This window comes from Ruegeria sp. HKCCD9138 (assembly GCF_057220975.1).
Map to the genome: position 1 here is coordinate 447,532 of NZ_JBWVAZ010000003.1, position 12,348 is coordinate 459,879.

Sequence of the window (12,348 nt, forward strand, 5' to 3'; positions counted from 1 at the left end):
TCAATCCTCCGGCCAGAACGGGATACCGATCTCTTCCGCCGCCAGCTTTTCGCCTTCGACGCGGAGCAGTTTCATGATGTCACGCACCTGTTGAATGTAATCTTGCGCCTTTTCGTACTGATTTTTGGCCTCCAGAGCGTAAGCGTTGTTCAGGCCATCCTTGACCTGCTCAAACAGCCTGAGCGCGTCTTTGGTCTGCGCTTCGGTTCCCACCTGAACCGGTCGCAGATACGCAGGAGTCCCCACTCCGGTATCGTATTTGGCCAGAACCTCTTTCATTTGGCGGAACCGCAGGAAATGCTCGTCACCGTCACTGTCGATCCGCACAGCCAGGGCGTAGAGGCGGCGGTTGGTGAAGGTCTTCTGCTCCAACGTCTTTACACATTTCGCATAAGCACGGTCGATGTATCCTCCGGGGCGTTCGATCTCGATAAAATCGTCGATTGCCTCCTGTGTCAGCGGTCGTAGCGACCTGAGGTAGACCTTTCCGTGCCCCGGCCCAAAGCGCAGGGTCTTGGCGGGGGTCAGGACCGGCTTGTATGCGTCACCCTGAAGTTCCCACAGCAGTTGGTTGGCCCAACGCATATGGGTCATTTCTCCGACGGCGACCTCCACCACAGCGCGACGGGCAAAAATCAGATCGTCTTTCAGCGTCGGCCAACGCTTGGTATCGGCCGTCTCGGGATCGGCCAGCGAGAAGTACGCGTAGAGATACTGCAGGCTCAGCGTCATCTCCATCGGAGCCAACCGCTCTTGCAGATCATCGATCATTTCTTCGATCGAATCGTAGGGCTCGGTATCCGGCAATTCCGGATCAACTTCGTAGACCTCCCCGGTTTCCCGGCCTTCCACCACAATGGGCAGCTCGCTCCACATCTTGTTCACCTGATAGTGGTCAATCTGATAGGGGCGGTTCTGTTCCACCGTATTCATCGCTGCCACGTTCCCGGACGGAGATTTGTCCGACCGCAACCAGTCCAGATAGGTCTCGGCCGCGATGGGATTGTCCGGTTGCCCAGTGGGCAGAGCAGCATCATGCGGCACTTCGGCAACCACCACATCGGGGTGGTTCGACGGCCAGTAGTGGCAACCGCAATCGCGAAAATCGTGGGACCAGGGATTGCACAGGCTCTGCGTCAGTTCACCGGGGTCATAGGCGTCGCTGAACACTCCGGCGTCGGTCCTGTACTGGCGGCGATAACCATGCAGAACCACTTGCTCGCTATCTACAATGCCGTCGTGATTGCGGCGTTCCAGCGCGATGGTGACCGGGTTGCCGTCACCGCATTCCAGGCTGCGAATAAAACGCCACACCATGAGCCCGTCATACGGCTCACCATTCTCATCCCTGAAGGTGATCCGCTTGCCCCCCTGTTCGACCCAGGAAAGAAACCAGCGGCCCTGGCTGAGCTTGGCGCCAACCTCACCGCTATAGGCCGTCAACAGGGATTGCACCCAGTCCTCGGGGCTGTTGTCGGGCAGCATCGGGTCGTAGAAATAGTCGACAAAGACCAGATGGAAGCCCTGCGTGTTCTTCGGTGCCTCAGGCACCGGGCTGAGCGGGACACGCGCCGCGTTGAAAACCAGACCGGGAAAAAACCGCCGGTCGAGATTGCGAACATCCATCTCAAGGCCGGGGAAACAGTTTCCGACCGATCCGTCCATGCGCGTATTGTCCGGGTTGCCCGGCACCTTATAGGCAGCGCGCGCTGTCAGGTTGCGGGGTTTGACGCGGATTTGGTCGGGGCGATCAGACATCCTGAACCTCCGTTTCCTGAGAGGACGATTGCGCCGCCAGATAGTCGATGAACGAGATCACCAGATGGTATTGCCGCCGCGAAAGGGACAGCGGGTAATAGTTGGAATCGCGCATATAAGGCGGCATCCGCGCATCGTGCATCATGTCGCGCACAATCCGCGGATCACGGAAGTTCGGGTTCGGCGTCTGGTCCGGGTTCGGGTCGGTCTCAAGCTGAGTCAGGATGCCATAAGGGGGACGTAGCAGGGTTTTCACGAAATCCGGGCGACGGCGCAGAAAATCCAGCAGATTCTCCTCATCAATCAGTTGCTCGTGCACGAATTTAGTCGCCACCGTGTAGGGCAGCCGGTCATTCGGCACCGAGTTCGAGAACACCGACACAGGTTGCGGTCGGATCAGGTCAGGGATCTTGTCGGGCGGTCTGGCGTCTTCCTCGGTCATCGAGGCCGCGTCGGTCGAGGGAAGGCCCTCGGTTGGTGAAATCTTGGTTTTTGCCTGAAGCTTGGCGTTGTCCTTCAGGCCCTGTGCCCGAATATCGTCGAGATTGATCAGGCTGTTGGTCTCGAACGCACGGCGGAAAATATCGACGACTTCGGCCTTGGCCTGCACGAAATTGTCTTTGGTTACGGACACCAGAGACAAGTCGCGGTCGGCCAGGTCGTCTTCGAGACTGTAGAACGGCCGACAGTCCGGAGCGAAATCAGGCGGACCCGTCATGATATTCGCCCTTGCGGTAAACCTTTGCCCGCGCACGGACAATGTGGCCTCGATCGTGCCGTCGCTGGTATCGTCAGCCACGCCCCAGGACTGATCGTTTCCCACGCGCGCGCCGTCATAGCTGTCATGCGGTTCGGGGTCGTCCGACATCCCGCTCATCATGATCCATTTCGACCACGGCGTATCCGGGTTCAGAATGCGGTTCTGTTCGGGTACGATTTCGTGAATGCGACCATACTCGGATTTCGGCGGGTCGTTCTGGTAGCCCGGTACGGCCAGCGTTGCCGGACCGTAGGCAGCGTCGGGTGGGCCATAGACCTCGCCCTTGGGCGGGGTAAAACGCAAACGCAGAATGCTGCGGTCGACAGGCTGACCTTTGACGGGCTCATCATGACCGTGCACCGGGTGGATGGCGCGCACCGACCCCAGAGGGATCGGGTTATGCTCATAGACCATCGGTTGTTGCTCGGATGTATGGGGACTGAAGGCCAGCAGAGGTTTCGGCGCAAAATCCTCGCCCGCGATTTCGACCCGAGCCCTGAAACCGCAAGCCGCGTCGCCGGTCCGACGTTCCGCCTTCTGGTTGCCCACTGCAATGGTGTACCGAATATGCTGCAGCGACAGCCCCTGCCCATCGAGAAAATCCAGCGAAACAGGGGTTTCGTATTCTTCACCGGTTTCCGCATCATGCATCCGGGCCCACAGCTCAAAAAACGGCGCGACCGGGCGCAAGGCACCGCCTTCATCCCGGAACCGAATTGTCTTGGGATCGGGCAGATAGGCTGAGATGCTGCCATCCTCGTTTTCGCGCAGGGTCACGTTCGATCGGATGACGGTCTTGTTGTTCCCATGCGCATCCATGTCCTGTTGCCATTCATAGCTTTCCAGGGGTGTTTCACCCGGCCCCAAACGGGCAACCGCCATTGGTGGCAGAAAAAATATCTCCTGTATCGTATCCATGCTGGGCCCTCCCCCCGTTTGGCCATGGCGGTCCCTGTTTTCAGGGCTTGGAATAGAATTGGTAACTGATTGTCTTGTCCTTGAAAAACGACTTGGACTTGTCCCGGATAATGTATCCGGGCGATCCCTTGGGGACCGGAGAAATACTCTGCTGATAGTGGAAGAAATTGTGCGGGTCGTATTTCTGCTTAACGAACAGAAGAGAGTTGAAATTGTCGCCCCAATACATCCAGCGATAGTTCAGCTGCGTCCGGCGCGGATAGTTCTGATAAACGTGACCGTTAAAGAACTCTTTCTCGTTCATCAGCTTCATGAACCCGTCGAGCCACGGCACGACAATATCCTTTTCTTCTTTGGACAACCAGAAGACATCCACGTAAAAATTCAACGAGACATTGCGGTGAATGAAGGCATTGCCGTCCTTGCCGACCGGCACTTTGTTGATGGCACCTCCGTAGGGCTCGATCGCGACGGCGCCATACGCATTCGGCGTGCTGTCGAGGTAGTCGACCACCAACTGCCAGTCCGCCGCGCTGAGCTGGCGATCAATGTAACCGGCCTGCTTGTCCTCGCGGGCCTGATCAGGAACGACCGGAATGTCGTATTTCTCGTCATATAACCACGAGTTGATCTGCTGATACGTCCCGGTCTTCTGGTTCTCAAGCTGACCACCGATGGGTTTGTCCAGCAGCGGCTGGATCACCTTCATTCCGTCTTTCTTGCTGCCGTGATACAGACCCGAGACCAGCAGGACCTTTTCGTCCCCCTGATATGCCAGAAAAATATAAGCTCCGAACTTGTCGGAGATACCGTCTCTCATATAGTTGGCCTGCAGAAACTCCAGCGCCTTGGCCGCCTTCTTCAGCGGCCATTTGATGTGGAATCCCCAGACCTTGTAGAGCTTGTGCAGCTTGTAACGTATTTCAAGCAGCACACCGAAATTGTTGCCGGTTCCTCCCCGGATGGCCCAGAACAAGTCAGGGTTTGTCTCTTCGTCGGCGATCGCGATGCTGCCATCCCACAACATGACCGTGACGCCCAGCACGTTGTCACAGGCCATACCGAAAAGGCGCGAGGTGAAACCGTACCCACCGCCCATCATGAAGCCCGCCACGCAGACATCCTGGCAGGCCCCGCCCGGCACATGCAGGTGATACGAGTTCAGCACAGAGTTCAGCATCTTGAACGGCGTGCCCGGACCCACATACGCCATCGGCATATCCGGATCGACGGTCACATAGCGCATTCGGCTGGTGTCCAGCACCATTGCGTTGTTGACCGAGTACCCCGCAGTACTGTGTCGGCCGGACCGCGCGACCACCCACAGATCGTGCTCGCGCGCAAAAGCAAGGCTGGCACGCACATCCTCAATGGTTTCGCAATATACGATGATTTCGGGATAGTCCTGAAACGCCGGATTCCAGACCTGCCGATCATTGTTGTAGTCCGGGTCCGTTGGCAATACCACCGAACCAATCAAACCCTTTTCAAACACGCGGATCTGCTTCGGTTTGATCGGGTGAAACCGCTGTAGCGTCAGATCCGTTCGGCTTTGAATGATGCGATCTTTGGACAATAGGGTTTTACTGATCTTGCGCATTGGCGCTCCTCAATACAGATACGGCATGGGCGCAGATACGCCTGGATCCGCGCTTTGAAATTGAATTTCAGGTATCAACCCATATCTGCCCGCACCCAAGCTGGCAGCAATCGACCCCTTCGGTCAAGTCAATGTTTCCAACAACAAGCGTGCTTCTTTCAGGTCGGGCAAGTCGTCATCCCGAGCGAACCGCGCCAGAACCGACCCAAGATCATCGCCCAGCGGTGCATCGTTCTGCTGGCGCCACTGGGCCAGAGCTACGGCCGAGCGCAGCTCGTAGAGGCGCGCACCTTGCTTTCCGGCAGTTTCGATTGCACGCAGCAGCAGAGGCTCCGGGTCTCCGCTTGTTTGAATCGTCAACTCGGCCTGTATTCGCAAGTGCTCTGCTTCGGCCCATTTCTCTTCTGTGTCTGCCAGAAACCGCCCGGCTTGTTGCAGCATGCGCCGCGCAGCATCGTAGTCGCCGACCTGTATTTGCAGCTCTGCAATAAGGGACAGGAAGTAACTTTTGTAGTTCCCTGCCCCGACGGCCCACCAGGCTTCGGCAGCCATGTGCAGGTTTTCTATGCTCTCTGCGTTCGGCGTTGTCGCTGCGTCGGCCCAACTGCCCCAGAAGCGCGCGATGGTTGCCATCAGGGGCAAGGAATGCTCTTCCGCTACCTTGGCCAATGTCTCGACATCCTTCCGCAAAGCGGGAATATCGCGGGAAAGAAGGTGGACCTTGCACATGTAGACCAGGGTTTGCGCGACACTGTGTGCGTGGTTGAGTTCTTGTGCAAGCCCCAGTGCAGTGCGCTGTATGCGCAAGGCTTCCTCGTGCCGTCCCATCAGACAGTAGCACGTCCCCAAAAACGCCGCTGTGATCGCCGAATGGTCGGTGCCATAGACATAGGCAAGTTGGCCGTGCTGATCAAAGTCGTACAGCGCCCAGGCTTTTTCCAGATTCTTCTCTGCCTCTGGCAGGTTGCCCAGATGCAACTGGACCGCGCCCATAGCACGATGACCAACCATCTGATGCTCGGTCCGGCCACTGTCTGCCGCGAGGTCGAGAATCTGTGTGGCCACGTCCTGGGCCATCCGGTATTCGGCCCGCACCAGATGGAATGCATAAAGCCCGTTCAGGACGGGGAACAACCTCTCGGTCTCGTTCGCGCGGTGACACAGTTCACGCAGACGGGCGTAGGCCTCGCCGGTGGCGTCACCCGGTATTCCGCTTGTGGACCGCAACACACCCGCGCGCAGGATTTGAATGTCAATTTCGCGCAGGTCCCGTTCCTGGCTTTTCGGCAAATCCGCCAATTCGTCCAACGCTTTTGACAAGTGGGTCAATGCCTCGGCCAGGCCCGACCTTTCAATTGCGCGACGCCCGGCCTTTTGCCAATGTTCGACGGCCTCATCTTTGCGATTGGCCAATGTGTAGTGCTGCGCCAAAACTTCGGGCTGGGTCTGCGCCATTTGCGGCCGGTTCTCCAGCAACGCGCCGGCCGCCCGGTCGTGCATGACCTGGCGTTCGGTGCGCAACAGGCTGTCATAAGCCATGTCGCGGATCAGCGCATGCCGGAACATGAACTCATCCCCTGCGGATTCCGAAACCTGAAGGATCAGCCCTGCCGAGGACAGCTGATCCAAGCCCGCCTGCAACACTGTCGGCGACAGGATCGAAACAGACGCCAACAAGGCCAACGAAAACTGGCGTCCGAATACCGCCCCGGTCTGGGCCACTTCCTTGGCCATGCCCAGGCGGTCCAGACGCTCCATCAACGAATCCTTGAGCGTGTTGGGCACCGACAACGACGGCAGCGGGCCTGTGAGGGCATAGCCCTTATCCGTCAGTTGCAACTGCCCCGATTCCAACAGGGCGCGCGTTACCTCTTGCACATAGAGCGGAATGCCGTCGGTCTTGGCCGCGATAAGCTCACAAACCGGGGCTGGAACCGCGTTCCCCCCAGCGACGTCTGCAACGATCTCGGCGACGTCGCGATTTGCCAAACGCCTGAGGGGAATATGCAAAGTATTGTTGTGATGCCCCCAGCCCGGATCGAAACCCGGCCTGGCGGTCATGACAATAAGTACCGGCAGATCTCTGATACTTTCGATCACGTGATTGGTCAGCGACAAAGTCGTCGGATCGACCCAGTGCATATCCTCGAACAGCAGCAGAACAGGCTTTTCCTGCGCCAGCGCCGCCAATTGTTCCGTCACCGCTTCCAACGTTTTCTCAAGCTTGACCTGCGGCGGCAATTCAAGCGGGCCCAACGTGCTATCGGCGTCGACACTCAGAAGATCGGCAATCAGACGCAGATGCTCGGGCGGATGGCGTCGCATGATATGCGCCAGCTTCGCCAGTTTTTCTGCATCGCTGTCTGCAGGTGCAAGACCGGCTGCGCTTTCAAGATGCTGAATGACAGGAAACAGAGCACTGTTGGCGTGCAATGGCGAGCATTGCAGATTCAGCCGCAACACGTCCTGTCCCTGCAATTCCTGACCAAGCCCTTCGATCAGGCGGGATTTTCCGATGCCGGCCTCGCCCGTAATCAGGATCGATTGACCGGCGCCCTGGCTGGCTTCGTGCCATTTCTCACGCAGCTTGTGAAACTCGGAATGGCGCCCCACAAGCCGACCGGCACCCGCACCTGGCATGATATCGAAACGTCGTTCAATCCGGGCCTGACCAGTGACGGTCCAAGCCTGTATCTTTTCAGAAAAACCTTTCAGTTCAAAATGGCCTTTGTCTTCCAGATCAAAGGCATTTCCGATCAATCTTCGGGTCGACGGGCTGATGATCAGATCGTTCGGCTCGGCCAGTGCCTGCAGCCGTGCGGCCAGATTCGGCGTACGCCCCATAACCACGTCATGCTCTTTCAGGCCCTCGCCATGGATGGTGCCTACCACCACCAGCCCGGTGGACACCCCGACCCGCGCCCGCAGGGTTTCCTGCCCTTCGATGCGTTTCAAGCCGTCCAGAATTTCCAGCCCCGCGTTAATGGCGCGTGAGGCAGCATCTTCAAGCGCGTGCGGATACCCGAAATAGATCATCGCTCCATCGCCCATGAAGCTGGCAACGTGGCCCCCAAACCGCGCAACTGCGGTTGTACAGGTTTCCTTGAAACGTCGGATCAGCTCACCCAGATCCTCGGGGTCCAGGCGTTCTGACATGGCTGTTGAACCGACCAGATCCACGAACATCACCGTCAGTTGCCGCCGTTCGGCGACAATCTTGCCATGCCCAATGACCGGAGCAACGGTCCCGGTGTCACTCAATGCCGCCATAAGGCGCCGCCTTGGCCCCAACGGCAACCCCATGTCAATCAGATCGTGCTCGGACAAATGCGCGAGATCCGACAGCGTTACTTCGTTCGACGAGAATACGGGCACGTACTTCTCCAGCCCGAGCTCCTCCAAATATGCGCCAATCTCTGTCATTGCCCCCACTGTCCCCATCCGACACCGGCTTACCGCCACCGGCCAGAGCAGACCAGTCCCGAGTAAAAGCCGTTCAGCCTTGGCAGCTTAGGCCAAGTAACTGGCGCTTTCATCGGCTGTGCGGGTAGCTTTTTCTTTCTACCCCAAAACGTCAAGTGAATTAACGGGGGCAGACGGACGTCCAACAGCCAGATTCGTGACACATTTGTCCGCCCAGTGCGGAAGCGCCGAAGCAAGTGCACTGTCCGTGTCAGCACGAAAATGCTCTATGAGGAACATTTAGGCTGTCAGAGAAATGAGCAGATCATGGAAGGGAGGGTTCGTGGGGCGGCACCTCGCACTCGTAACCCCCTCGATAAACCAGTTGAAAAACCAGTATGTGCTAAAATTCAGACGTGCCGCCCACCAACGCAGAGTGACATTGTGGCAAAATTGTGTCCACGATTCATTGGGAAATTCACTGTTTTCAGATTTGAAACGAAAATCGGCCGCCAGAAAATGGCGCCATTAAGGGATTTCCCCAATTTCGCTGTGTCCGTGCAAATCATAAAGTGAAGTTATCGGAACGCATTTATCGGACCGTAGATCCCCGAGAGGGGCTGGTGATAACCCCCTCGGCCAGCCCCTCGAACCTTCCACGCCAATATGCCGTCCGACCTGCCGACGGTCACGGTTTTCCGCCAGATTGCGCTTGCGCGGGCCGCCTCCAGAAACTCAGCGGGCAGCGTAATGCGGGATCGGTGATTGATTTGAATGGCAGGGGCAGCAGGGTTCGAACCCGCGACCTACGGTTTTGGAGACCGTCGCTCTACCAACTGAGCTATACCCCTATGGTGCGCCCTCAGATATGCCAGTGGCGCGGCGGACTCAAGAGGCTTTTTCACATTCTCCGACAGTTTGCCGCCTGACAAAAAAGTTGCGCTTGACGAGCAGTTCTTTAAGACAGGGCTCGGCCAGCAGAAGGACACCACTCTTGAGCATCCGCAAGAAAATCGCCGACAGCGAAACCGTTCTGAACTGGTTTGCCCGGCGCATTGCAAGCTATATCCGGTTGGTCCACCGAAATACGCGCTGGCAGCGCATCGGCTATGAAGAGCTTGACAAGCTGGCCGAACAAGGTGAGCCGGTCATCGTTGTCCTGTGGCATCAACGTCTGGCCCAGTCGCCTTATTTCTTCCCCCTCGACAAAGGGCGGATCTGTTCCATCACTTCTGCCGCGCGTGCAGGCAGCATGGTCGGCCGCGTTCAAAAGCTGTTCGGGATGGATACCATCGCCATGACCAGCAGAAAACGTCATGTCGCCCTGTCCCGAGAAGTTTTGGGTAAGATGAAACAAGGCGTCTCGATCGGCATCGCCGCAGACGGGCCCCGTGGTCCGGAACGGGTTTCATCGACGGTACCGCTCATCTGGGCCCGCACCTCGGGCAAACGGGTCTTTGGCATCACCTACTCGGCCCGATATGGCCGCGAGGCAAACACCTGGGATCGTTTGCTGATGCCGCGCCCCTGGCGCAACGAAGGCGTGTTTCTGTGCCGGGAATGGACCGAAACCGTGCCCCGCAAAGCGACCGAAGACCAGATTGAGTCTTTGCGGCAATGCCTTGAGCAGCACATGAACGACATCACCGCCGAAGCGGACCGAATGGTTGGTCGCGAACCATGGAGCCCGGAACCGCAATCAGCGCAGTTCCAGGCCTAAGGTCTGGATATATCTCATTCCGCCTTGGGTGTGTACCAGATCGGCGAGGAATAGGCCCGCTCTTGGTGGGTCAACTGAGCCTCCGGCGGCAACTCCACCCCATAGCGAAGCTTGTCGTACAAAACCCAACGCGGAGTCGGAATCTCCAGAACACGGACATAGTAGAACGCCCTCTCGGCAGGATCGAAGTCAGGATCGGTCCACACCGTGACGAACTCGGATGTGCCAATGCTGTTTATCCAACTCGCCTTCTCTAGGTCCACAGTGTTACCCACTGCGGGTAGCTTGCCGTTTCCATCCGGCTCTCTGCCGTCGGACCATGCGACATCATAGACCTTTTCCTGCAGCGTTCCGTCTGCCCTTAGCCAACCTTTGACAACCTGCACCCGGTCTAGGTTTGCGCCCACCGGATCGCGCAAAGCAGCGATCAGGAAATTTGGCGCTCCGTCACCTTCGCGTTCTCTCAGATCACTGCCCATCGGAACGCCTTTGACATAGCCGACATCAGCGACAGCGCGCGTCTGAAGGTCTTCTTCATTGAAGTCCCAACCGCCGAAGAATCTCAGCCAAATTCTAGGTCCGGTCGTTGCATACGTCTCGCGACGTTTGAAAGCGTCGAAAATGGCGGAGCGCGAGTTTTCAGTGGCCCAAACGGCGGTGTAGCCGGAGGCGACAAGCGTGTGGCCTTCGAAGGCGCCCAAATCGCTTTGCACAAACGGATGTAGCACGCGGGTTGGGGAGGGTTCGGCGCTGACGCTTTTGCCGAAATAGTTGTCTTCTTCGGCAGTTGCCAGTGATGTATGGCTGTCGGTCGCGCCACCCATGCCGAATTTATAAGGATTCACTCCAAACTTTTCTTCTAACATGAGACCGCGCTTCAATGCCTCGCGCGCGTATTCGCCGGCCAGCATTTCGTCCGTCTTGAGCTCTGTGATATCCAGATTCCCAACGTCCCAGTTTTCGTAGTCGGCAAACTCGTCATCCGGGCTCAGAAACGGGTGCGCTTCGCCATCCCCTTTGATTTGGGTCACTTCGTAATGGGGTTCCCACTTGGCGCGATTGCTCACGTACTCTTCGTCGACTTTCCCGCCATGATACGTATCCTCGGTCGGGAACATCCAGCCATTTGACAAGTTGCCGTTATGCGCAAATGCAACTGCGCGCCCGCCCGTTTTCTCTTGATACCGCTCGAGCCATGCATAAAGGCTTTTCGGGTCCGTGTCACCAAATGGGGGCTGCGTGACCGGGGGCACAAACTGCAATGCCCGAATTGGACCGTCGCGCAACATGACATTGCGGTGAAGGTTGAAGCCCTTTGGAACCGACGTCCATTCAAAACCGATGAATGCAGTAAATTTCCCCGGATCGTTGTGACGCTCAGCGGCCATCACAATGTGCTCCCAGGTGAAGGCAAATGCGTCTGCACCCGGGCTATACGAGTTCAGAAGAACCTCAGGCAAAGTGCCCTGAGAAAAGTTACCTATTATGTCAAATGCGGCCTCGCCTGCCGCATCACCGCCAGCTTTGTACCCTTCATACCACTCAAGTCCCTTGGGATGGGACAACACCCCCGGCTTGCCCGCCTGCAGGTCTGGCGCGAAGCCCATCAGATCCGTGTGATCAGTCAGAACCATCCAGTCCAGCGGTCGCGCTAGCCTGACGGGTTGTCCTGTCGAAGAGATTATTTGCTCTCCTTTCGCAAACCGCCACGCTTCATCCGGTAGCAACGTATTGCCAAAGGCTCCAGCATCGAGGGACAGGCCCGTATGAAGGTGCGTATCCCCCCAAAGCGGCCGCTCAGGGATAGTCCGGTTCGCATAGGGCGAAAACGGCTTCTCTGCAAAGGTTCCTTCGGCCGCTTCCTTGCTTGGGGCACCATCCGAGAATGCCGATGTTGCAAAAACAAAACCTAAGGCGAACGAGGTCAGGAACCGAACCATTTTTTCCTCCACAAACGGCTACGCAAAAGGCTCTTTTGGTTTTGCTCGCCATCTATTCTCTAAAAAACATTATATTTACAGTCTTGAATACAATGTCGTGGAATTTCGATTCTGCCAAGCTGGGAGAAAATCCGGCAATGAGAAAAAGGGCGCCCCGAGGGACGCCCTTTCTGTCTGCTCATTCGCTTGCGCGACTTACTCGATGATTTTCGACACGACGCCGGCGCCGACGGTGCGGCCGCCTTCGCGG

At 57.4% G+C, this 12,348-nt stretch carries 6 protein-coding genes and 1 tRNA gene; 1 reads left to right on the forward strand and 6 read right to left on the reverse strand.

What is annotated here, in order from left to right:
* The 5 genes from AC2TEL_RS07990 to AC2TEL_RS08010 form a co-directional block, all read right to left on the reverse strand.
* Positions 1 to 1,758 (reverse strand): ferritin-like domain-containing protein, encoded by a 1,758-nt coding sequence (locus AC2TEL_RS07990; RefSeq protein WP_480903077.1) that lies wholly within the window; start codon positions 1,756 to 1,758, stop codon positions 1 to 3.
* Positions 1,751 to 3,436, reverse strand: a complete 1,686-nt coding sequence (locus AC2TEL_RS07995; RefSeq protein WP_480903079.1) for a hypothetical protein — start codon at positions 3,434 to 3,436, stop codon at positions 1,751 to 1,753. Before AC2TEL_RS07995 ends, AC2TEL_RS07990 begins: the two co-directional genes overlap by 8 nt.
* 40 nt (positions 3,437 to 3,476) lie before the next feature.
* Positions 3,477 to 5,036 (reverse strand): FAD-binding oxidoreductase, encoded by a 1,560-nt coding sequence (locus tag AC2TEL_RS08000; RefSeq protein ID WP_480903080.1) that lies wholly within the window; start codon positions 5,034 to 5,036, stop codon positions 3,477 to 3,479.
* 123 nt (positions 5,037 to 5,159) lie between these two features.
* On the reverse strand, positions 5,160 to 8,459 hold the full coding sequence (locus tag AC2TEL_RS08005; protein WP_480903082.1) for an adenylate/guanylate cyclase domain-containing protein: 3,300 nt from the start codon (positions 8,457 to 8,459) through the stop codon (positions 5,160 to 5,162).
* Between the two features lie 754 nt (positions 8,460 to 9,213).
* Positions 9,214 to 9,289 (reverse strand) — tRNA-Trp (locus tag AC2TEL_RS08010).
* Between the two features lie 143 nt (positions 9,290 to 9,432).
* Between AC2TEL_RS08010 and AC2TEL_RS08015 the strand changes: the two genes are divergently transcribed.
* Entirely contained in the window at positions 9,433 to 10,158 is a 726-nt protein-coding gene (locus tag AC2TEL_RS08015) for a lysophospholipid acyltransferase family protein (RefSeq protein WP_480903084.1), read from the forward strand.
* Between the two features lie 14 nt (positions 10,159 to 10,172).
* Here AC2TEL_RS08015 and AC2TEL_RS08020 read toward each other — a convergent pair whose 3' ends face one another.
* The gene (locus AC2TEL_RS08020; RefSeq protein ID WP_480903086.1) at positions 10,173 to 12,098 is read right to left on the reverse strand and encodes a DUF3604 domain-containing protein; all 1,926 of its coding nucleotides are present in this window, start codon (positions 12,096 to 12,098) and stop codon (positions 10,173 to 10,175) included.
* Positions 12,099 to 12,348 lie beyond the last annotated feature (250 nt).

Bases quoted from the DNA above. Each gene is read 5' to 3' on its own strand.
- AC2TEL_RS07990 (WP_480903077.1), bottom strand. From the start codon at position 1,758: ATGTCTGATCGCCCCGACCAAATCCGCGTCAAACCCCGCAACCTGACA.
- AC2TEL_RS07995 (WP_480903079.1), bottom strand. From the start codon at position 3,436: ATGGATACGATACAGGAGATATTTTTTCTGCCACCAATGGCGGTTGCC.
- AC2TEL_RS08000 (WP_480903080.1), bottom strand. From the start codon at position 5,036: ATGCGCAAGATCAGTAAAACCCTATTGTCCAAAGATCGCATCATTCAA.
- AC2TEL_RS08005 (WP_480903082.1), bottom strand. From the start codon at position 8,459: ATGACAGAGATTGGCGCATATTTGGAGGAGCTCGGGCTGGAGAAGTAC.
- AC2TEL_RS08020 (WP_480903086.1), bottom strand. From the start codon at position 12,098: ATGGTTCGGTTCCTGACCTCGTTCGCCTTAGGTTTTGTTTTTGCAACA.